The organism is Roseicyclus sediminis, from assembly GCF_025515305.1.
Lineage (GTDB): Bacteria > Pseudomonadota > Alphaproteobacteria > Rhodobacterales > Rhodobacteraceae > Roseibacterium > Roseibacterium sediminis.
Window position 1 is genome coordinate 110144 of record NZ_JAOPHT010000004.1, and the last position, 21792, is coordinate 131935.

Consider the following 21792-nt stretch of genomic DNA (forward strand, 5'->3'; position numbering starts at 1 on the left):
TGTCTGCAGCCCGTTGTCGGGCCATCTTGTTTTATCCCCCCGGGGAGGATAGCGTCTTTCCATGGCAAAGCCCGACGTCCACGTAACCCACCCCGCCGTGATCGCCCGGCTGAAACGCGCCGACGGCCATCTGCGGGCGGTGATCGGCATGATCGAGGAAGGCAGGCCCTGCCTTGAGATCGCGCAGCAGCTTCAGGCGGTCGAAAAGGCCGTGTCGAATGCCAAGCGGGCGCTGATCCACGATCACGTGGACCATTGCCTGGACGCGGATCACTCGCCCGCCGACCGCAATGAGCTCAAGGCCATCGCCCGCTACCTTTGAGATCGACCATGCTGGAGATCCTTGCCGACCGCACCTACCGCCACCTGTTCGCGGCACAGGTCGTCGCGCTTCTCGGCACGGGCCTTGCCACGGTGGCGCTCGGACTGCTGGCCTACGATCTCGCGGGGGACGGCGCGTCCATGGTGCTGGGCACGGTCTTCACCATCAAGATGGTCGCCTATGTCGGCATCGCACCGATCGCGGGCGCCTTCGCGGACAGGGTGAACCGGCGCGCCTTGCTGGTGGGGCTGGACCTGGTACGCGCCTTTGCGGCGCTCTGCCTGCCCTTCGTCACCGAGGTGTGGCAGGTCTACGTCCTGATCTTCCTGCTGCAATCGGCGTCCGCGGCCTTCACGCCGACCTTCCAGGCGACGATCCCGGACGTCCTGCCCGAAGAGGCGCGCTATACCCGCGCGCTGTCGCTGTCGCGGCTGGCCTACGATCTGGAGAACATCGTGAGCCCCACGCTCGCCGCGCTGCTGCTGGCGGTCATGAGCTACAATTCGCTGTTCCTCGGCACTGTGGCGGGCTTCGTCGCGTCGGCGCTTCTGGTGGTCTCCGTGCTCCTGCCCAGCCCGAAGGCCTCCCAGCCGCGCGGGATCTACGACCGGACGACGCGCGGCATCCGCATCTACCTCGCCACGCCGCGGCTGCGCGGGCTTCTGGCGTTGAACCTCGCCGCCGCGGCGGCAGGCGCGATGGTGCTGGTGAATTCGGTGGTGCTGGTGCGCGGGACGCTGGGCCTGCCTGAAAGCGCGCTGGCCTGGACGATGTTCGCCTTCGGCGCGGGCTCGATGCTGGCGGCGCTGGCGCTGCCGCGGCTGCTGGACCGGGTGGCGGACCGCAACTTGATGGTCGGGGGCGCCGCGCTCATGGTGCTGACGCTGCTGGCGCTGGCCGGGGAGGTCGCCACCCTCGGCCTCGAATGGCCCTTCCTTCTCGGCGCATGGCTGCTGGTGGGCTTGGGGTATTCGGCCGTGCTCACGCCCGCAGGCCGTCTCCTGCGTCGCTCTGCCCATGCCGAGGATCGGCCCACGCTCTTCGCGGGCCAGTTTGCCCTCAGTCACGCCTGTTGGCTGGTGACCTACCCGCTGTCGGGCTGGCTGATGACGCAGCACGGGCCGGTCGTCGCGCTGGGGCTACTGGCGGCGCTGGCGGGAGCGGGTGCACTCTTCGCCCTTCGCCTCTGGCCGAGGGAAGACCCCGAGATCCTCGAGCACACCCACGACAACCTGCCGCTCGACCATCCCCACCTCAGGGGCGAGCGCCGCCACGCGCATCCCTTCGTCGTGGACGACGAGCATCCACGATGGTCGTCACACCTCTGACCGGCCGCCCTGGGCCGATCGTGCCGCCGCGCGCCCGAGGGGCGCGGCCTCGGGGCGGCACATGCGACAGCCTCAAGGGTCTGTCGCGGACCGTTCGAATTGGTCCGGCACCACCGTCCAGGCGTCGGCGGTCCGGCACATGGCGAAGTCTTGCGTTCGACATGGCGATCGCTTGCCATGGAATTCGCTTCCCAAAGCAGATAATCATCCCCCTGCACCGGCAAGTCTGAAAGCCTGTGGTCGTCGCGGGAGGAACGCGTGACGACATGATGACAGTTCTGTCTTGGGAGGACAGCATGCGAGATACTCTTCTTCGCGGGCCGAAAGGCCTGATCGGAACGGCTGCGCTGATCGCGCTCGGTCTCGGCGCTCCGGCGCTGGCACAGGACCAGCTTTCCATCGCCACTGGCGGCACCGGCGGGGTCTACTTCCCCATGGGCGGCGGTCTGGCGGAGATCATCAATACCCACGTGGACGGCTATTCCGCCACGGCCGAGGTGACCGGCGCATCGGTCGAGAACATGGGCCTGATCGCCACCGGCGATGCGGACCTTGCCATCGGTCTGGCCGACACAGTGGCGCAGGCCTATGGCGGCACGGGCCGTTTCGAAGGTCAGCAGTTGCCGATGGTGCGCGGGCTGGCGTCGCTCTATGCCAACATGGTGCATATTGTGGCGCTCGAAAGCAGCGGGATCACCTCGCTGGATGACCTGCGCGGCATGCGCGTTTCGATCGGGGCGCCCGGCTCGGGGACCGAGGTCAATACCGCCGCCATCCTCGAGGCGAACGGCATCACCTATGACGATATCGAGGAACAGCGCCTGAACTTCAACGAAACCGCGGATGCGCTGGCCAACGGCGACATCGATGCGGGTTTCTGGAGCGTGGGCGCGCCCACGTCGTCGATCCTGAACCTCGCGACGACGCAGGACATCGTCATCATCGCCCTCACCGAAGAGCAACTGGCCGCAGCCATGGCCGCCGACAGCACCTTCGCGACGACCACCCTGCCCGCGGGGACCTACAACGGCGTCGACGAAGACATCACGGTCCTCGGTATCCCCAACGTGCTGACCGTGTCTTCGGAAATGTCCGACGACCTGGCCTATGCCATCACCAGCGCGATGTTCGAGAATATCGCCGAGCTGCGGGCGGTCCACCCGGCGGCCAACCAGACCACGGTCGAATTCACGCTCGATGCCACGCCGGTTCCGCTGCACCCCGGTGCAATCCGGTACTACGAGGAAATCGGCGCGACCGTGCCGGATGCGTTGCGTCCGTGAACCGCTGGATGCGAGGAGGGCTTGCCGCCCTCCTCCTGTCCGGTTCCACGTCCGTCATGGCGGACACGCTTGTCGCCATGCGGGCGGATGACCAGACGATCGCGCGTTTCGACATGCCGGAAGGCAGCGGCTGGTGCGTGCTCTGGAACCACTCGGTCGAGGGCTTTCCGGTAACGGATTGCTACGAGAACCGCGGCGGGCAAATGGTACTGGTGCGCTCGCACCAGCCCGATTTCGCCGCGGGCCTCGGGCATATCCCGGGCCGCGGGCGGCAGGTCTCGGACGGGGCGGGCGGATACTGGATTCTCGACATCGACGAACCCGTGCCGGGCAATGCCTACGTGCTGCGCCCCGGGGCAGGGCCGGTCGATCATCGGCTGCAGGTGGGTGACACGGTCGTGTCCCTCTCCGCGGTCGCCGCGCGCCAGCGGGTGCGCATCGAACTGACGGGAGAGTGACGCGATGGTGATGGACACCGAGGTGCCGCGGCAGGAACATCCGCAACCCTGGATCGTGCTGCGCGTGATCGCCGTTGTCGGCATCGCGCTGTCGCTGTTCCAGCTCTGGGCGGCGGGCGTTCAGCCGCTGGGCCTGTTCTACCAGCGGCCCATTCACCTCGGCTTCATCCTCGTGCTGTGTTTCCTGATCTACCCGGTCTGGGGCCGCAGCCGCCCGCGCGGCGCGCTGGGCTGGGCCATCGACGGCCCGCTGATCGCGGCATCGGTCCTCGTGGGGGCCTGGCTGCCGGTCAATATCGACACCATCGCCAACCAGATCTTCCCCCGCCAGATCGACGTCTGGGTGGGCGTGCTGACCATCCTCGTGGTGCTGGAGGGCGCACGCCGCGCCGTGGGCCTCGGCATGACGATCATCGGTGCGATCTTCATCGCCTATGCCTTCGCGGGCAGCCGGGGAGAGCTGCCCTTTCTCGCCGACTGGATGCCCGGCATCCTCAATCATCGCGGCTATTCGCTGGACCGGCTGGCCAGCCAGATGACGCTGGGGGCAGAAGGCATTTTCGGCATTCCCCTGGGCGTCGCGGCGACCTTCGTCTTCATCTTCGTCCTCTTCGGCGCCTTCCTCGAGGTAACCGGCGCGGGGAAATTCTTCATCGATCTCGCCTATGCCGCCACCGGCCGGCAGCGCGGCGGCCCGGCGAAGGCGGCCGTCATCGCCTCGGCCGGCATGGGCTCGATCTCGGGGTCGGCCATCGCCAACGTGGTGACCACGGGGGCCTTCACCATCCCGCTGATGAAGAAACTGGGCTACCGGCCCGCGCAGGCCGGGGGCATCGAGGCCGCGGCCTCGACCGGCGGGCAGATCATGCCGCCGCTCATGGGCGCGGGCGCGTTCCTCATGTCCGAATTCACCCGGGTTCCCTACGTCGACATCGTGCTGGTCTCGATCTTCCCGGCCATCCTCTATTTCGGCGCGGTCTACCTGCTGGTCCATATCGCCGCCGTAAAGCAGGGCATGACCGGTTTGAGCGCCGCCGAACTGCCGAGCGTGCGCGGCGTGCTGGCCGAGGGCTGGCATTTCCTTCTGCCGCTGGTGGCGCTGGTGGCGCTTCTGGTGGCGGGCTATTCGCCGATGCGCGTGGGCTTCTATGCCATCCTGTCGATCGTCGCCGCGGCCTCGGCCCGCGCGCTCTGGGTGTTCTTCGCAAATGGCCCGACGGCCGCGGGCTTCGCGGCGCTGTGCCGCCGGGGGATCGACCTGACGCTCCAGGCGCTGGAACTGGGCGCGCGCAACGCGGTCGCCGTCTCCATGGCCTGCGCGGTGGCGGGCATAATCGTGGGTGTCGTGGGCCTCACCGGGCTCGGCCTGAAATTCTCGGCCATGATGATCGCCTTCTCGGGCGGCAACCTGATCCTCGCGCTGCTTCTGGTGGCGATCGCGAGCCTTATCCTGGGCATGGGCCTGCCGGTGACGGCGGCCTACATCGTGCTCATAATCCTCGTCGGCCCCGCCCTGACGGAGGAGTTCGGCATCCCGATCCTGATCGCCCACCTGCTGGTCTTCTGGTATTCGCAAGACAGCAACGTGACCCCACCCGTTGCGCTTGCGGGGTTCGCGGGCGCGGCCATCGCGGGGTCGAAACCGATGGAGACGAGCATTCAGGCATGGAAATATGCCAAGGGCCTCTACCTGATCCCGCTTTTCATGGTCTTCAACGAGGAGATCATCCTCGGCGGCCCCCTGCCGCTGGTGCTCTGGAGCGGAGCCATCGCCATCGTCGCGCTGATTGGGTTCGCCGCCGCGCTGGAAGGGTTCCTGTTCCGCCCGATGTCGCTCTGGCAGCGGGCCCTGATCGTGCCCGCGGTCATCGCCTGCTTCTGGCCGGACCTGTGGTTGGAAATCGCGGGAGTGATCGTGCTTGTCGCCGTGTTCTTGCTCAACTGGGTGCAGGCCAAGCGCGATGGCGACCGCCCGGGCGCGCCTGCACCCCGCTTCGATCCCGGCCCGCCCACGGCGTCATGACACGGCTCGGCACCGGAGCGCGCACTTGTCGCCCGTGCCCTGTGCGGGGGAGGCGATGACGTTCGCGCGTCCCTTTCTGCTCGCTTGTCTTTCGGCCCTGCTCGTCTGGCTCCTTGCGCAGTCACTGGCACTCGGCGCGGCCCGGAACGCGCTGGACCAGACCCTGCTGCTGACCACCCGCGCGGTGGAGGCCGAAGTGGACCGCCTGCGCGCCTTGCCCGCCGTCGCGGCTGAAGACGCCCGCATCCGGGCCGCGCTTGCGGGCACCGGCCCCCTGCAGGATGCCAACATCTATCTCGAGACGGTCGCCGCCCATGCCGGGGCGGATGAACTGTTCCTGATCGATGCGCAGGGCGAGACCATCGCGGCGTCGAACTGGAACAGCCCGGGGAGTTTCGTGGGCGAGAACTACGCCTTTCGCCCGTATTTCCAGGATGCGCTCGCCACGGGTCGCGGCCAGTTCTATGCCATCGGCGTGACCACGGGCGTGCCGGGCTATTTCCTGTCGGTCCGTGTCGCGGTCGGGGACACGCTCGGCGTCATGGTGGTCAAGCTGGACCTGCGCCCGCTGCAAGATACATGGCGCGCCGCCGAGGCGGATGTCGCGCTGGCCGACGAGCATGGGGTCGTGTTCCTTTCCGCGCGTCCCGACTGGCAGTATCGCCCGCTCTTGGAGCTTTCGCCGGAAACGCTGGATCACCTGGCGGCCACCCGCGCCTACGAGGGCGTCGGCCTCGGCCGGACCGCGCCGCTTCTGTCAGGGCTGCCCAGCGGGGTCGACGCGGCGGGCGCCGGCTGGATCGCGCGGCTGGGCCCGGTGCCGGCAACCGGCGGGCAGGTCATCGCCGTCCGCCCGACGCGCGGCTTGCAGCTGATGGCGCTGGGATGGGCGGTGCTCGCGGCGCTGACCACGCTTGCCATTGCCGCCGCCGCCAAGACATTTGAGCAGCGCCGCCAGATCGTCGCCCTGCGCCTGTCCCAGTCCGAAAAGCTCGAAGCCATGGTCATCGCCCGAACCGCCGACCTCGCGCGCGAGGTCGAGGCCCGCGCTCAGGCCGAGGCCGATCTGCGCGCCACGCAGGAAGCCCTGATCCACACCGAGAAGATGGCCGCCATGGGCCGCATGTCCGCCGCCATCGTCCACGAGATCAGCCAGCCGCTCGCCGCGATGGAGGCGACGTTGTCGGCGGCGGAACTGGGGATGCAGCCCGGCGATACCGGCACAGCCGGCCGGATCGGCAAGGCCCGTGACATGATCCGGCGGATGCAGCGGACGACCAGGCACCTGAAGAGCTTTGCGCGGAAGGAAGCGGTCGAACTGACCCTGATCGACCTGCGCGCATCCCTGCAGTCGGCGCTCGAGCTCGTTTTGCCCCGCGCGAAGGTGGTCGGCGTGACACCGTCTCTCGACATGCCCGGGACCGCGGTACAGGTCATGGCCGGCGCGGTGCGGATCGAACAGGTGGTCGCCAACCTCCTGCTGAACGCTCTCGATGCGGTCGAGGGGGTTCCGGATGCCCGGGTCGGTGTGACGCTGACGGTCGTCGACGGAGAGGCTCGTATCGACGTGCACGACAACGGGGCCGGTATCGCGGAAGGCGATCTGCCGCGCGTGACCGAGCCGTTCTTCTCCACCAAGCTGACCGGCGAGGGCCTTGGCCTCGGCCTTGCCATCTGCAAGGCGATCCTTGCCGATTTCCGCGGAAGGCTCGATATCCGGTCGGAGGCAGGGCAGGGCACCCATGTGACCGTGACCCTGCCGCTGGCAGAGACGGAGGATCGGGCACGATGACCGCCCGCATTCACATCGTGGACGACGACGCGGATCACCTGTCGGCATTGTGCGACCTGGTGGAGACCGCGGGCTATGACGCCCGCGCCTTCAGCTCGGCCGCTGACCTGCTGGCCGCCCTTCCGGACCGGCCCGACATGGTGATCAGCGATCTGCGCATGCCGGACATGGATGGCTTCGGCCTGCTCGGCGCGCTCCGCGAGCGGACGATTTCGGTGCCCGTCGTATTGCTTACGGGCCATGGCGACGTCGCCCATGCGGTCGAGGCGATCCGGGCAGGGGCCGAGGATTTCCTGGAAAAACCCTACGAGTCCGGGCATCTGCTCTCGGTCATTCGGCGAACGCTGGACGCTCAGGCCGCCCGGAACGAGGTCGCGCGCCTGCAACAGGTTCTCGCCGAGCGGGACAAGGTCGGCATCCTTGGCAAATCGCGCGCCATGCGCGGTTTCCGCGACCGCATCGCCGCTTTGGCCTCCGTCGATCTCGACGTCGTCATCACCGGCGAGACCGGCACCGGCAAGGAACTGGCCGCGCGGGCGATCCATGCCGGCAGCGCCCGTGCAGATGGGCCCTTCGTCGCGCTCAATTGCGCGGCTCTGCCCGAGGCGATGGCCGAGACCATCCTGTTCGGTCACGCGGCGGGCGTCTTCGCCCATGACGCGGAGGGGCGCGCGGGCAAGCTCGAAGCCGCCGATGGTGGCACGCTGATGCTGGACGAGGTCGAGACGATGCCCGCCTCCATCCAGCCAAAGCTCCTGCGCGTCCTGCAGGAACGCATGGTCGAGCGGATCGGGGAGACCACGCCCAGGCCGCTCGATATCCGTGTGATCGCGACCACCAAGACGCCGCTGCGACTGCTCGAAGGGTTCCGTGCGGACCTCTATTTCAGGTTGGCAGGGACCGACCTTGCCACGCCGACCCTGCGGGAGGCCGGTGAGGACATCCCGCTGATCTTCGCGCATTACGCCCAGCTTGCCGCGCGCAGATACGGCCGCCCCGACCCCGAACTGCCCTGGTCGCTGCAGCAGAGGCTCAAACGCCTGGCCTGGCCCGGAAATGTCCGCGAACTTAAGGCCAGCGCGGAGGCCTACGCCCTCGGACTGTTCGAGATATCCGGCACCACGCCGGTGGCCGGCCCGGTGACGCTGGCCGATCGTGTCGCCGAATTCGAGGCGCGCGAGATCGCGGCGGTGCTGGATGCCCATTCAGGAAACACCCTGCGCGCCGCCGAAACGCTGGGGATCCCGCGCCGCACGCTCAACGACAAGATGCGCCGCTACGGCCTGTCCTCGGATCCGGGGGCAAGGTGGGACCGGACCTGAACCCCGGTGAACGCCCGTTGCCGTGAGTTGGCAGATCCCTGGGGGCGCGCGCGCCGCGCGGCATTTGTGGCGATGTCCCGGCCCGGGACGGGACTGCGTCGGATTAGTCCGCCGGCACCTCGGGCGGTGCTTCGCCAAGGCTCGCGTTGCATTCCGTCTCTGGGCCGAGGTAGCTCGATTCCAGCGCGCCACCGATCATCTCGAGCCGCCCCGGTTCCAGGGGACGCAACAGGACGTGGCTGCCCTCCATCCGCGCAAAGGGCACCGACCAATGGATCGTCGTGCCCTCAGCCAGCGGCACTTCACCGAGGTTAATCAGCGCGACGTCATATCCCTCCACCCTGCAGATCACGCCGGGCGCCGTGTCGTCGGCAAGAACCGCCGACGACAGGATCAGGGCGAGGGCTCCGACGGATGGTGGCCGCGCCCCCCTCATGGCTCGGGCGAGATCACGATATGCCCAAGTTCCCAGGCATCCGCCGACAACTCCTCCTCCCCCGGCGGAGCGCCCGTGACCGACAGCATATGCGCGATGATCGCCGCGTAGTCTTCGGGCGGCATGAAGCCCGGATTGGACTGGGGCATGGTGGACATCGTGTAGGTGAACAGCATCCCCAGCGACCGTCCGTCCCAGTTGCGCAGGAAGTTCTGCCGCGCCAGCACCGGGGCGGGCACCATGTCGCTGTCGTCCGGCGCCCCGTTCAGCCTTCTGCCATGGCACAAGCCACAGGGCGCCCTGTAGACGTCCTGGCCATGCTGGGCCTGCTCCTGCGTGTAGACACCGTCCCAGATCGTGCGCACGTCCATCGGGGGATCGAACTCGGCGAGGATTTCCTCGACCTCACCCTGGCCGGGTCCGCCAAAGCTGTTGCCCCAGGCGGTGCCGATATAGTTCGTGATCGCGGTGATCTCTTCCGCCGACAGGGTTGGAAAGGGCGGCATGTTTCCCAACCCCTGGGATATCTTGGAGACCACCAGGTACGGATCGGCCAGCAGGTCGTTGCCGCGCAGGTCCGGGAAGGTCGGCGGCCGTCCGGCACCGCTCGCCTGATGGCACATCGCGCAATTGGCTTCGTAGAGGACCTGGCCCGCTTCAAGGATCGCGGACGCATTTTCAGTGCTCTGGGCGTGGGCAGCCCCGCTGCCCAACAGGGCCGCCGTGGCTGCAAGCCGCATCAATTTCAGGCCCATTCGTCTACCTCGTCATAAGCGCGGTCCACATGCATCTCGGCGACGATCTCGACATCGCCCTGCTGCGCCAGGTCTGCGGTTTGCCGGAACGCGAAGTATTGATGGCCCGATACGAAGACGGTGTATGCGCCCGCCGGAACGGCGATCTCGGCGCGGCCCTCGGCATCGGTCATCGTCCGAAACGGATGCGCGACGACCTTGGCGCGTGCCACGGGTTCACGGCTGAGCGCGTCGAGCGCCAGCACGCGGATCACGTGATCGGGCTTGCGGACGACATTGAGGTGCAGATCCGCCGCGGCAGGCGCATGGGGCAGATCCAGTCCGGGATCGACCGGTCGGACGCGCCAGACGTATCTTCCGTCATGATCGGGCGCGCGAAGTTCGACCTCGGCAAAGTGCAGCGCATCGGTTCCGGGGGCTGGCGTGGACCCCATGACGCCGGAATGAAGCTCTTGTCCGTCCGCGTCTTCCACGACGAACCCCCAGTTCTCGGAAACGCAGGCCGATGAGCATCTGAGCCCGACGTGGAAGCGAAACATCTCGCCTGCGGATATGGCCGAGGGCACGTTCCAGACGATCGGCGCGATCGCATGCGCACGGACTTCGAACGTCACGTCCGCCTGTGCCAGCGTCTCCTCGCCCGCGCGCAGGGCCAGGCTCCAGCGGCATTCCCCGACCGAGGCCGGCGCGGTCACGTTCAGCGACGCGCGGCCTGTTCCATCGGTTTCATCGATGTCGACCGTGGCAGTGGCCAACGTCTGCATCCGTGCATCCAGCAATACGGCCTCCAGCCCCTCCGCGGGCAATGGCGTGCCGTCTTTCGTGCTCATCTTGATTGCGAGCGATGCGCCGGCATCCGGCGTTGGGGGATCGATGCCGATGTCCAGGCTCGTCGTCGGTTCCACCAGAAATTCTTCAGTCATGTCAGGTCTTGCTCTCTTGCAGTTGCCTCATGCGGGCGGCTGGATCGCCGCCCGCACTCGCGTGATTGGCTCAGCCGAGCTCGGCTGCGGCGTGGGTTCCGGCGATGAAGCCGTGAACGTGGCCCTTGCCCAGACCGTGCTTGTTGAAGCCGCCGACAGCCTCGCCTCCGGCATAGAGGCCCGGGATCGGCTGACCCTTCATGTCGATCACCTGCTGGCGCCCGTTCACCCGCAACCCGCCATAGCTGTCGTGCCAGATGACCATGATCGACAGGGCATAGAACGGCGGGCGGGAGATGGCGTACATCGGCGCATCGGCTTCCCGCTCGAAGTCCGGATCGGCCCCGTCGGCGACATAGCCGTTCCAGGTTGCGACCGTCTCCGGGAGGTAGGTGAGCGGAACCCGCTGGAACGGGTGGTCACGGTACATCTTGTGCGCCAGCTCTTCGAGCGTGTCCGCCTTGAAGTAGTAGCCGTTTTCCTCGTTCACGAAGGGGAAGCGCAATTCCCACCCGGTTCTCTGGATCGTCTCCTCATCGAAGATCGCCCAGATCGGCCCCGAGAAGTAATCGGGCGCCGCCGACCCCTCGTTCATCGCGAGCGCCGCGTCGACGCCGTGGTCGTAGCTGTACATCTCACGGACCCATTCATGCCGGCAATTCCGCCAATCGAGGGGCTTGTGATCCAGACCGCGGTTCGGTGCGCCACCATCGCCGGGATACCGGTTCGCGCCCGGACGCTTGGGCAGCCGCACTTCGTTGAAGAAGCGTTTGCCGACCTGGTTGACCGCGATGAACTCCTCGAACCCGGCATTGCCGACCGAGAGACCGGCCGAGCCCCGGAACGCGAAGGTCGGGTGACCCGGCATCATGTCGGTATAGGCGTCCCGCGTCCCGAGCCGGGACGAGATGTGGAAGGTCGTCGGGTAGGACAGGTTCTGCTGCATGCCCGCCAGGTTCGCCCCGACCCGTAGACCGGCGATCAGCGCGCTGGCATCCTGGCCGCCGGGACCCTGAAGCGCACTCCCCGAGGTCGGGAAGGCGGGTTCACGCATGGCGGGATAGAACATGCTGCGCACCTCCGGGTTGCCGGCATGGCCGCCGCTGGCGAGGATGACCGCCTTGCGTGCCCGGATCGTGATGGTCTCCCGACGCTCGTCGATGTTACCGTTCTGCCAGAAGCTTTCGAGCCGCTGGCCGGACTCGGGGTGGATGCGGGGCGAATAGCTGGCCCGGATGCCCAGGATCCGTCCTTCGAAGGGTTCCTCGCGGATCAGGTCGTCGAAGCGGCGGTTCAGCATGAAGTGCACGCCCTTTTCACGGGCCGAGAACTCCAACGGGCGGGACAGCGCGACGCCGTTGCGCACCGCGCCGGGGCCGACGAAGGTGGTGGCGTCCTGCATCTGGACCGGCGCGAAGGCGCTGGTGCGTTCCGGATGCGCCACGCCGGCATCCTCCGGCGTGATGGTGCCGGCCCGGATGTCGGTCCTGTCGCCCAGCATCAGGAAGCAATAGGGCGCCCGCGCCCGGCTCAGACCGCCGCCGCCATGGGTGCCGTTGATCCGGGTGAAGCGCACGTAGTTCGCCATCAGGAATTCGCGGGTCGCGGGGCAATTCTCCGCCCAGGCCCGCATCAATTCGCGCTCGTTGTAGCGGTAGGGGCTCTGCGCCTTGGGATCGACGATCGACCAGTCGGTCACATCGGTGAACAGAAGGTCGATATTGTCATCCAGCTCTTCGGGGTCCTCCACCGGAGGAACGGTGATGAAGCCCTCTGCGTCGGCCTCTCCGGCCATGTCGCGTCGCTGGATTTCATCGCCGCCGCCGAGCGACAGGAACGAGCCCGAGTGCAGCATGCGCCCGCCAAGGTCGAAGTTCTGGTCGACCACAAGGACCGAGACACCGGCATCGCGCGCCCGGATCGCCGCGGTGATGCCCGCGCAGCCGCCGCCCGCGATGACCACATCCGCCTCGTAGTCCCACTCTTGCGAGGCCGATGCCATCGGCATGGTTTGGGCGGAAGCGGCGCCCCCGCCGGCAAGTGCCGCCCCTACGCCGGCCGCACCGGCCGCGGTGAAGAAATCGCGGCGACTCAGGCCGCCCTCGTCTTCGTGGACGCCGGTTTCGCCGGGTCTTTTGGTGTGCTTGGTCATGTTCATCCTCCCAAAAAATGGCATTGGCGCTGTCGCCTCGGCCGTCTCCTTCCGTCGCGCGGTTCCCGGAACAGGCACTGACCCGCCAACCGCGATCGCCCCGCATTGATGCGTGGCGCAAGCCGCGGGCCTGCGCCGCGAAGCCTGCGCTTCGCGTCGGTGGGGCGGTCTTGCGAACGCAAGGATCGGAGCCTGCAAACGCGATACGGTGGTCCTCCGCACCATGCGTATCGGCGTGATTGCTCCCGGGCTTCGATGTGGGGCGGCATTTCTGCCGACTCTCAGGCTATTGGCCTGCCGAGTTTCTTGTCCATTGCGATGATCCAATGTCTCCTTTAGGAAAAACCAAAGGACAGGTGCATCTGAAGCTGCCAAGGGAGGTTGGTAGATTCGTATTTCATTGCGCCAGCTGCAGTACCTTGTTGCCATCGTGGACGCTGGCAGCATGACCCGTGCGGCCGAATGCCTGAACATCACGCCCGCCTCGCTGAGCCTGCAGATGAAGCAGCTCGAGGACAGCGTCGGCGCGCGACTTTTCCTGCGGCATTCGCGCGGCGTGACGGCGACGGACAAGGGCGCGGTCTTTTTCGAACACGCGCAAGACATCCTTCAGCGGGTTGCCGATCTCGAACGCATGATCGTCGATGGCGGACTGGCGGCACCGAAGACGTTGCGGGTTGGCGCGGTTCCAGCGGTAACCAGAATGCTGGGGATCGAAGCGATTTCCGCCGCGGCCCAGACCCTCAAGGGCACCACCTTGCTGCTTTCGGAGGGATGGAGCTTCGAATTGCTGGAGCAACTGGCCGCGCGCACCCTCGATTTCGTGATCGCCTACGATCTGAAGCCCGACAACGACATTGATGTGGTGACCTTCTTCGATGACGAGTTCATGTTCATCTGTCATCCCGCCCGATATCCTGCCGGCCAGCCCCTGAAGCTGTCGGAAGCCATGGCGTCGGATCTGGTCTTCTACGGCAGGAACAGCGTGAGCTGGCGGGCGGTTCAAGACACGACGACCGCCCAGGCAATACCACTTCCCGGATACATGGAGGTGCAGTCGATCGCGGTCTGGCGCGGCCTGCTGTGCCGGGGCCTCGGGACGACGATTGCGCCCTTCGCTTCGGTGCGCAACGAGGTCCTTCGCGGCGAACTGGCCGCGCATCGACTGGTCGATGCCCCGATTTGCCGGAGCATCTGCATGGCGGCACACCACGAGACGCTCGCCCTTGGCCGCGAGATCGGCTTCGTCGACCTGATTTCGGACCTGATGGAAAAGATCAAACCGGCCTTCAGCATCGCGGAAGGCTTGGCGGACTAGGTCCAAGGGTCCTGCCCGGGAATACACGGCTATGGCCGGGCCGTGGCCAGAGGAGCGTTCGCCCCTTGCCGACGCCAACCCTTGCAGGGGGGCGCTGAACGGCCCGACACGATGCGCCGCCTGTCTTTCACCGGGCATCCTCAGCTTTGCAGAAGCCGCGCCTTCCGTCCCGAGAGATAGATCCGCGCGGCCGGGTCGTCCGAAAGGCCGATGGCCCGGTCAAAGGCCTCGAGCGCCGCCGCGATGTCGCCGTGCCGCGCTAGAACATGGGCGCGCGTCGCCCACCACGGCTGATAGCTGGCCCTCGCCGCTTCCGGGATCGCGTCGAGCGCGGTGAGCGCGGCCGCCGGACCTTCGGTTTCGCACAGAACCGCGGCGTGCCCGGTGAAGGCGCCGACCGTCGGCGCGATCTCCACCAGCCCGGCATAGAGAAGCGCCAGCGCGTCCCAATCGGTCGCACCCGTCCGCGCCCGCGCGGCGTGCACCGCCTGGATCGAGGCCTCGAGCTGGTAGCGCCCGAGGCTTGGCCGGCGCGCCGCGTTGCGCAGCGCCGTCTCCGCATCGCCAAGCATTCCGCCATCCCAGAGGGTGGTGTCCTGCTCCTCTAGCGGGACGAGGGCGCCGGTCGAGGCGTCGGTGCGTGCAGGGCGGCGGGCCTCGGCGAAGAGCATCAGCGCGAACAGACCATGCGCCTCGGCCGCCTGCGGAAAGCCATCGGCCAGCAGGCTCACGAGCCACAGCGCCTCCTGCGCAAGGGTGGCTGCCTTGGGGTCGCCCGCGGGCATTCCGTTGTAGCCCACGACATAGGCGCCGTAGATCGCGTTCAGGACATCGGTCATCCGGGCCTCGAAATCGCGCCCCTCGGGAAGCTCGAACGGGATCGCCGTGCTTTCGATCTTGGCTTTCACGCGGGTCAGCCGCTGGCCGAGCGTGCCGGGCGGCATAAGGAAGACCGACGCCATGCGGCGGGCATCGAGGCCGAGGACCGCCTGCAGCATCAGCGGCGCGCGCAAGGACGGGTCGATCGCGGGATGGGCGCAGACGAACATGAGCGGCAATCGCGGGTCCATCGTCGGGGCAGGGGTCTGGGAACGCTCTTCCGCCATGCGGGTCAGGTCCTGTTCGTAGGCGACCGGCAAAAGGCCGCTCCGGGCGCGATCGATGGCGCGGTTACGTGCGGTTCTGGTCAGCCAGGCCTCCGGGTTGTCGGGAACGCCCGTCCTCGGCCAGGTCTCGAGTGCGCGGGCCAGCGCGTCGGACAGGGCGTCCTCGGCGTCGGCCAGCGATCCGGCCCGCGCGGCCAGCCGGGCGACCAGCCTGCCATAGGACAGGCGGGCCACCCGTTCGACCGCGCGGACCGCGTCGCTCATGGGGTCCGCATGATGACGGGGCGGACCTCGACGGCGCCGCTCGTGGCCGCGGGGTTCCGCGCGGCCCATTCCAGTGCCGTGTCGAGGTCGGGCACGTCGATCACGTAGAAGCCGCCGAGCTGCTCCTTCGTCGCGGCATAGGGGCCGTCCTGCACCTCGCGGGCGCCGTTGGCCATGCGGATCGTGGTTGCCGTGTGCGGCGGGTGCAGCGCCTCGCCGCCGACCATGATGCCGGCGTCGATGAGGGCGCGGGTATAGGCGCCCCAGAGCTCGCCGTCCGCGGCCGCGCGCACGGCATCGGCATCGGGGTGATCGGCGGGCGGGGTGTAGTTCATGATGATGAATTGCATGTCGGATCCTCCGGGTCCCAGATTAGAAGCGTGCGACCACGGGCAGAAGTGCCGTGGGCGTGCGGTCGGGCGTGCACATGTCGTTGTCGGCGGGGCGGACGCCGAAATAGACCCCTGTCTCGTCCATCGCGAAGAGGTCGTGATCCTGGCCGCAATCCGCCACCGGAGCCCAGGCGGCACAACCCGTCTCGGAGACGTCGGTCTCCAGGTTGAAGGTCAGGCCGCACTCGGCCATGCCCATGGCGGCCACGATCTCGGGGTTGTCGATCAGAAGCGTCACATGCTTCCAGTCCTCGTGGAAGACGCCGTTGAACGCGCCCGCGACCGCCTCGGAGGGGGCGCCGATCTCGAACGGGCCGCCGGTGCGGAACTGGAAGGTGCGCATGATCATGTCCGGATCCAGCGCATGGGTGAAGATCAGCTGCCAGCGCCCGTCGGCGAAGGTGAATTCGCGGGTGCCGAAGCCGCCGTACCATGGCTCGGCCTCCGCGCTGCGGAAGGTGCCGTGCACCGATTGCAGGTCTTCGCGCGGCGCGAAGTCCTGTGCGATCGCCGGTGCCGCGCACAGGAGCGCGGTCGCGGCAAGGATGGTCGTTCTGAGTGTCATGGTCTTCTCCTCACTGTTCGGGAAGCCGGGGTGGCTTCACAAGGGAGACGAATGACGGGTCCGGCATTTCTACATGACGGCGTGAAATTTTCGCGCCTCTTCGGACGACGGCATCCTGCGTCGGGGTCGCGCCGGGGTTGTCAGACCCGGGTCCGGCGGCGAATTCGCGAGTATTGCGTGGCATGCTGAAGAACTGTGGAGAAATATTGTAAAATTGTAATCCTAGATAGGATTTTCTCCAGAAACGGCCTATTCAAATCCGAATTATGATATGCTTTGGGGCCATCATCGCTTGCCGCCATCATCCTGTTGTGCCCTTCACCAGCTCGGACCCCGCACCACAGGGGCATGAGGCGTCACGCCGCCAGGAAGAGGCGGAAGACCTTTCCATCCTGCCGCGCAGGCCGATCCGCGGGCATGACTTCGGCGTCCGGGAAATGGCGGGAACGACGCTTGTCTTGGGCGCGCGATGCGCGAGCAGGGGCGGGGGCATGCCAATACCTGTCTGCGTCTTCCGCCCAAGGGCGACGTCATGCGCCTTGACGCGTGCAGGTTCGGAACCGAAACAGCCGAGGCATCGGTAGACTTCGACCCTTGCGCCGGCGACCTTGCGATGCGTGCCGCGGTACGGATTGCGCTGGTCGCGCTGCCCGGGCGGGTATTCCACTTTCCGGCGGTCCCGCTTCCGGGCATCGTGGTCCTGCCGCAGCGCGACCGGCAGACGAAACCGGCCTTCCGAGGCCACAAAGGGAGGGAAAATCCCATGTTCAAGACCGTTCTCTTGCCCATCGACCTGGCGGAGTCCAGCAGTTGGGAAAAGGCGCTGCCCGCTGCGCTGAGGCTGTGCCAGCCCGAGGATGGCGGGGTGCTCCACGTGATGACGGTCGTGCCGGATTTCGGAATGTCGGTCGTCGGCACCTACTTCGGTGCCGAGTTCGAGGAACGCGCGATGAATCAGGTCGGCGAAACGCTCGGCCAGTGGGTGGCGGAAAACGTGCCCGAGGGCACCGAGGTGCATCGCCACGTGACCCAGGGCCGGGTCTACGACGAGATCATCCGGGCGGCGGACAGGCTGAACGTCGATGCCATCGTCATGGGCTCGCACCGGCCGGAACTGACCGACTACCTGCTCGGCCCGAACGCCGCGCGGGTCGTGCGACACGCCAACCAGTCGGTCTTCGTCGTCCGGGGCGACTAGGGGGCATGGCCTAACTCGGCGGCTCGGGCGGGGCGGTCATGAGCTGCCTCGGGCACTCCGGCGCGGGTGTCCGCGAAGTGGACGGCCGTGATGGCGGCCACGTCCTCATCGCGCCGCCCTCCATCATCGAGGATGGCCAGATCGAAGACCTGATCGACAAGCTGACCCGCGCGCGCGCGACCGTGTTCGCGCATCGAGCCTGCGTGTGACCGACCGACGAGGGTCAGCCGCGTCTGCTCGCCCGTCGATGCCACGCCTGCCACAGCGACAGAAGCAGGAGCGCGGCCGTCGCCAGCACGAAGCCCGCCGCGATGGGCCGTTCGAGGAAAACCATCGGGTCCCCCCGCGAGATCAGGAGCGCCCGGCGCAGGTTCGTCTCGATGAGCGGCCCCAGCACGAAGCCCAGAAGCAGGAGCGCGGGACTGAACCGGGCGAGCGCCAGAAGGTAGCCGGCAAGCCCGATCAGCGCGACGGCGGCGATGTCGTAGCTGAGCCCCCGCACCGAGTAGACGCCGAGGCAGAGGAAGACGAGGATCGCGGGATAGAGCCAGCGGAAGGGGATGCGCAGCATCGCGACCCAGATGCCGATGAGGGGCAGGTTCAGCACCAGCAGGATCAGGTTGCCGATCCCGAAGCTCGCCACGAGGCCCCAGAACATCTCGGGCCGCGCCTCGAGCATCAGGGGGCCCGGCTGGATGCCGTGGATAACCAGTGCGCCCAGCATCAGCGCCATGATCGGGTCGCCGGGGATGCCGAGCGTAAGCGTGGGCACGAAGGCGGTGATCGAGGCGGAGTTGTTCGCCGCTTCCGGCCCGGCGATCCCCTCGATAGCGCCGTTGCCGAAGCGTTCGGGCTGGCGTGCGACACGCCGCTCCATCGCGTAGCTGAGGAAGGAGGACAGCGTGGACCCGGTGCCGGGCAAGGCGCCGAAGAAGGCGCCGAGCGCGCTACCGCGAAGCGTCGGCCAGCCCATGCGGCGCAGGTCGTCACGCGTCGGCATCAGGCGGCGGAGGCCGATACGCTCGGACAGGCTCTGCCGCTCGGGGTCGCGGACATTGGCGATGACCTCCGCCACTCCGAAAAGACCCATGGCGAGCGCCACGAGGTTGATGCCGTCCAGAAGCTCGGTCTGCCCGAAGGTAAACCGCTGCACGCCCGAGTTCACGTCCGTGCCCACGCAACCCAGGAGAAGGCCGAGCACCACCATGGCGAAGCCTTTCGCGGGCCGCGCCGTGCCGATGGTCGAGGCCGCGACGAGGCCGAGAATCATCATCGCCGCGTAGTCCGCCGCGCCGAAGGCGACCGCCGCGCGCGACAGCCATCCCGCGAGGACCACGAGAACGACGATGCCGATGACCGAGCCCGCGAAGGAGGACGCCATCGCCGCAAAAAGCGCCACGCCCGCGCGGCCCTGCTGCGCCATCGGGTAGCCATCGAGCGTGGTGACGGCGGATTGCGGCGTGCCCGGCAGGCGCATCAGGATCGAGGCGACCGCGCCCCCGTACTGCGCGCCATAGTAGACGCCGGCCAGCATGATGAGCGCGGCCTCGGGCGTGATGTAGTAGGTGACCGGCAGCAGAAGCGAGATCGCCGCCATCGCGCCGATGCCCGGCAGGACGCCCACGAAGGTGCCGAGGACCACGCCGAGCAGGCAGTAGACCAGGACCTCGGGCTGGAGCGCGAAGCCGATGCCGTAGAGAAGGCCTTCCCAGGTCGTCACGGCAGGCGCGGCCAGAGGGGAAGGGTCATCCTGAGACCATAGCTGAAGACGACGACCGTCAGGGCCGTGACGGTCAGCGCAAGCAGGATGCGCCACGTCCAGCCCCCATGCGGCGCGGCGAGGCTCGCCACGAGGACGGATGCCGCCGTGGCGCCCGCGAGGCCAAGAAGGCGCAGGCCGAAGCCGAAGATCAGGATCGCGGCAAGGACCGCCGCCGCCGAACCCAGCTCGAATCTCGGGGTATCTCCGCTCCGGGCGAGCGCCGGCAGCGCGACGATGAGGCCGAGCCCTATGAGAAGCGCGCCGAGCACGGCCGGGAAAAAGCCCGGCCCCATCTGCCTGAGGGTGCCGAGGTCGTAGTGGACGAGGGCCCAGCCCAAGGCCAGGCCCCCGATGCCGGCGAGCGCCAGCCCGCCCAGGACGTCGGGCCAGTCGCGGTTCACGGGCGCGCGCGTTACTGCTGCGCCTGGACCCGGTCGATCACCGCGCCCCACATCGCCGTGTCCACGACGATCCGCTCGGCGAGGTCGCCGGGCGTGCCGGGTGCCGCGTTCCAGCCGATGGCCAGAAGCTGCTCCTGCACTGCCGGGTCCGACAGGATGTCGTTGATCTCGGTGTTCAGCCGCTCGACCACCGCGGGGTCCGTGCCCGCCGGTGCGATGAAGGCGTTCCACAACTCGGCCCGGAAGTCTGCGGGCAGCCCGGCCTGACCGGCCAGAACCGGCACGTCGGGCGCCTGCGGGAACGGCTCGGACGAGGTGATGCCGAGCATCCGCATGTTGCCGCCCTGGACATGGGGCAGGGCCGCCGAAGGCGCCATGAAGCCCGCGTCGATCTCGCCGCCCATGATCGAGGTCGTTACCTCGGCATAGCTCGTGAAGGGAACGTGCAGCATCTCGACGCCGGCCTCCGCGGCGAAGAGCTCCGCCGTCAGGTGCGCGCCCGAGCCCTGGCCGACCGAACCGTAGGCGATGGCCTGGGGCTCTGCGCCTGCGGCTGCGATGAAGCCCGCGACATCGGTGATCTCCGATGCCGACGAGACGGCGAGGACCAGCGGCGAGGTGGCGATGAGCGTCACGGGCAGGATGTCGGTCGATACATCGTAGCCGGTGTCGTCCATCATCCTTTGCGCGGTCGTCATCGGCCCGTTGATCGTCGTGCCGAAGGTGTGCCCGTCTCCGGCCGCGGCCAGCATTTGCTGGATGCCGATCACGCCGCCCGCACCGGGACGGTTCTCGACCACGATGGGCTGACCGAGCCGCTGGGCGAGCGGGTCGGTGATGATCCGCGCCAGCGTGTCCGGCGAGGATCCGGCCGGGAACCCGACATAGACATGCACGGGGCCCGTGGGCCAGGTGTCCTGTGCGCTGGCCGGAATGGCGACGGACGCCACGGCCAGGCCGAGCGCGACGGACCGTATGAGGTTGATGGACATGTGGTTCTCCTCCCTTTTCGTTTGCAGCGACAGGACACCATGCGCGCTGCCGTTTCAACTGTCTTGACGCCCGGCCCGGTCACCGGGGAACCGTCCGCGACCACGGGGTTCCCCCGTTCCCCGCGGCGCAAACCCGTAGCGGGCGGGATTGATCCCCTTCGCACCCATGTCTCGGCCGGGACCCGCGGGATTTCGCCCGCCGTCGATGGCCCGTTGCCATTCCCGTCCCCGTTCGGGTTAGGGTGTTTGTGGCGGCCCGGTTCCCAGCGTCGCGGCCGGGGGACGGGCGCACTCAAAAGGGACGACAGGACAGGAAGAAGGATCGGATCATGCGCATCGCCATTGGGCTCCTCGCCGCGATCGTCGTGCTGGCGGGGTGCCGCACGTCCGAATTCGACGCCGCGACCCGGGACACCGGTCAGGCCGACTACCTCGCTCTCTGCTCGGGCTGTCATGGCGCCTCCGGGATGGGGGATGGTCCGTCCGCCGCGGGCCTCGACCCGCGCCCCGCCGACCTGACGCGGCTCGCCGCCGAGAACGGAGGGGAGTTCCCGGTTCTCCTGGTGATGGCTCGGGTTGACGGCTACACCGCCGCGCCGGGCGCCATGCCGGAATTCGGGCAGCTTTTCGCGGATGAACTCGTGCCGTTCGAGACCGCTCCGGGCATCATGACCCCGACGCCGCCACGGCTGATCGCCTTGGCGCGCTACGTGGAAAGCCTGCAGCGCTAGGCGCGCACGAGGCGCCGATCAGGGTTCCGGCGCATCGCAAGGCGACAGGGACGCAAAGCCCCGGGCACGCGGAATCGGAGCCCGGAGGCCCGCGCCGCGAGGCCTTTGCGGGCGCCATGAACCGACCCGATCCATGTACTTTCCTGCGAATGACCGGACGACGCGGGCGGACGGGTTTTCCGCGAGGCCCGTCTTCATGGGTCGTCTTTCTTGTCGTCGGGTGTATTGCGAACAGATCTGACGCCGGGAGGTGTTGCCCGGAACATACG

General features: G+C 67.7%; 21 protein-coding genes. 11 read left to right on the plus strand and 10 right to left on the minus strand.

Going from position 1 to position 21792, the window contains the following annotated elements:
* Positions 1-61: 61 nt before the first annotated feature.
* From N8I71_RS07550 to N8I71_RS07580, 7 genes are all read left to right on the plus strand, one after another.
* A complete protein-coding gene (locus tag N8I71_RS07550) occupies positions 62-322 on the plus strand; it encodes a metal-sensing transcriptional repressor (protein WP_262877343.1) in 261 nt (86 codons plus the stop codon).
* Between the two features lie 8 nt (positions 323-330).
* The gene (locus N8I71_RS07555) at positions 331-1650 is read left to right on the plus strand and encodes an MFS transporter (RefSeq protein WP_262877344.1); all 1320 of its coding nucleotides are present in this window, start codon (positions 331-333) and stop codon (positions 1648-1650) included.
* A gap of 296 nt (positions 1651-1946) precedes the next feature.
* Entirely contained in the window at positions 1947-2933 is a 987-nt protein-coding gene (locus N8I71_RS07560; protein ID WP_262877345.1) for a TAXI family TRAP transporter solute-binding subunit, read from the plus strand.
* Between the two features lie 56 nt (positions 2934-2989).
* On the plus strand, positions 2990-3391 hold the full coding sequence (locus tag N8I71_RS07565) for a DUF1850 domain-containing protein (protein WP_262877346.1): 402 nt from the start codon (positions 2990-2992) through the stop codon (positions 3389-3391).
* Positions 3392-3395: 4 nt separating this feature from the next.
* On the plus strand, positions 3396-5414 hold the full coding sequence (locus N8I71_RS07570; protein ID WP_262877347.1) for a TRAP transporter permease: 2019 nt from the start codon (positions 3396-3398) through the stop codon (positions 5412-5414).
* 55 nt (positions 5415-5469) lie between these two features.
* Positions 5470-7206, plus strand: a complete 1737-nt coding sequence (locus tag N8I71_RS07575) for a sensor histidine kinase (protein ID WP_262877348.1) — start codon at positions 5470-5472, stop codon at positions 7204-7206.
* Entirely contained in the window at positions 7203-8528 is a 1326-nt protein-coding gene (locus N8I71_RS07580) for a sigma-54-dependent transcriptional regulator (RefSeq protein ID WP_262877349.1), read from the plus strand. The genes N8I71_RS07575 and N8I71_RS07580 overlap by 4 nt, the downstream gene beginning before the upstream one ends.
* 103 nt (positions 8529-8631) lie before the next feature.
* On the opposite strand, the gene N8I71_RS07585 is transcribed toward N8I71_RS07580, so the two are convergent.
* The 4 genes from N8I71_RS07585 to N8I71_RS07600 all read right to left on the minus strand — a co-directional run bounded on the left by N8I71_RS07585 (position 8632) and on the right by N8I71_RS07600 (position 12794).
* Positions 8632-8964 (minus strand): hypothetical protein, encoded by a 333-nt coding sequence (locus N8I71_RS07585; RefSeq protein WP_262877350.1) that lies wholly within the window; start codon positions 8962-8964, stop codon positions 8632-8634.
* A complete protein-coding gene (locus N8I71_RS07590) occupies positions 8961-9719 on the minus strand; it encodes a cytochrome c (RefSeq protein WP_262877351.1) in 759 nt (252 codons plus the stop codon). Before N8I71_RS07590 ends, N8I71_RS07585 begins: the two co-directional genes overlap by 4 nt.
* The gene (locus N8I71_RS07595; RefSeq protein WP_262877352.1) at positions 9710-10642 is read right to left on the minus strand and encodes a hypothetical protein; all 933 of its coding nucleotides are present in this window, start codon (positions 10640-10642) and stop codon (positions 9710-9712) included. The genes N8I71_RS07590 and N8I71_RS07595 overlap by 10 nt, the downstream gene beginning before the upstream one ends.
* A 70-nt stretch (positions 10643-10712) precedes the next feature.
* The gene (locus tag N8I71_RS07600; protein ID WP_262877353.1) at positions 10713-12794 is read right to left on the minus strand and encodes an FAD-dependent oxidoreductase; all 2082 of its coding nucleotides are present in this window, start codon (positions 12792-12794) and stop codon (positions 10713-10715) included.
* Positions 12795-13194: 400 nt separating this feature from the next.
* On the opposite strand from N8I71_RS07600, the gene N8I71_RS07605 reads away from it, so the two are divergent.
* A complete protein-coding gene (locus N8I71_RS07605) occupies positions 13195-14112 on the plus strand; it encodes a LysR family transcriptional regulator (protein ID WP_262877354.1) in 918 nt (305 codons plus the stop codon).
* Positions 14113-14252: 140 nt separating this feature from the next.
* On the opposite strand, the gene N8I71_RS07610 is transcribed toward N8I71_RS07605, so the two are convergent.
* Genes N8I71_RS07610 through N8I71_RS07620 form a run of 3 tightly spaced genes read right to left on the minus strand, consistent with a single transcriptional unit; the run spans position 14253 to position 16439 of the window.
* Entirely contained in the window at positions 14253-15482 is a 1230-nt protein-coding gene (locus tag N8I71_RS07610) for an RNA polymerase sigma factor (protein WP_262877355.1), read from the minus strand.
* Positions 15479-15832: a YciI family protein gene (locus tag N8I71_RS07615; RefSeq protein WP_262877356.1), complete on the minus strand. Its 354-nt coding sequence runs from the start codon at positions 15830-15832 to the stop codon at positions 15479-15481. Before N8I71_RS07615 ends, N8I71_RS07610 begins: the two co-directional genes overlap by 4 nt.
* A gap of 22 nt (positions 15833-15854) precedes the next feature.
* A complete protein-coding gene (locus N8I71_RS07620; RefSeq protein WP_262877357.1) occupies positions 15855-16439 on the minus strand; it encodes a hypothetical protein in 585 nt (194 codons plus the stop codon).
* A 763-nt stretch (positions 16440-17202) separates the two neighbouring features.
* Here N8I71_RS07620 and N8I71_RS07625 point away from each other — a divergent pair.
* Both N8I71_RS07625 and N8I71_RS07630 read left to right on the plus strand, forming a co-directional pair.
* Positions 17203-17637 (plus strand): universal stress protein, encoded by a 435-nt coding sequence (locus N8I71_RS07625; RefSeq protein WP_262877358.1) that lies wholly within the window; start codon positions 17203-17205, stop codon positions 17635-17637.
* 38 nt (positions 17638-17675) lie between these two features.
* Positions 17676-17846 (plus strand): hypothetical protein, encoded by a 171-nt coding sequence (locus N8I71_RS07630; protein ID WP_262877359.1) that lies wholly within the window; start codon positions 17676-17678, stop codon positions 17844-17846.
* A 14-nt stretch (positions 17847-17860) separates the two neighbouring features.
* On the opposite strand, the gene N8I71_RS07635 is transcribed toward N8I71_RS07630, so the two are convergent.
* Genes N8I71_RS07635 through N8I71_RS07645 form a run of 3 tightly spaced genes read right to left on the minus strand, consistent with a single transcriptional unit; the run spans position 17861 to position 20792 of the window.
* Entirely contained in the window at positions 17861-19357 is a 1497-nt protein-coding gene (locus N8I71_RS07635; RefSeq protein ID WP_262877360.1) for a tripartite tricarboxylate transporter permease, read from the minus strand.
* On the minus strand, positions 19354-19800 hold the full coding sequence (locus N8I71_RS07640) for a tripartite tricarboxylate transporter TctB family protein (RefSeq protein ID WP_262877361.1): 447 nt from the start codon (positions 19798-19800) through the stop codon (positions 19354-19356). The genes N8I71_RS07635 and N8I71_RS07640 overlap by 4 nt, the downstream gene beginning before the upstream one ends.
* Positions 19801-19811: 11 nt before the next feature.
* Positions 19812-20792: a Bug family tripartite tricarboxylate transporter substrate binding protein gene (locus N8I71_RS07645; protein WP_262877362.1), complete on the minus strand. Its 981-nt coding sequence runs from the start codon at positions 20790-20792 to the stop codon at positions 19812-19814.
* Positions 20793-21121: 329 nt separating this feature from the next.
* Between N8I71_RS07645 and N8I71_RS07650 the strand changes: the two genes are divergently transcribed.
* Positions 21122-21523, plus strand: a complete 402-nt coding sequence (locus N8I71_RS07650) for a c-type cytochrome (protein WP_262877363.1) — start codon at positions 21122-21124, stop codon at positions 21521-21523.
* The last annotated feature ends 269 nt before the right edge of the window (positions 21524-21792 follow it).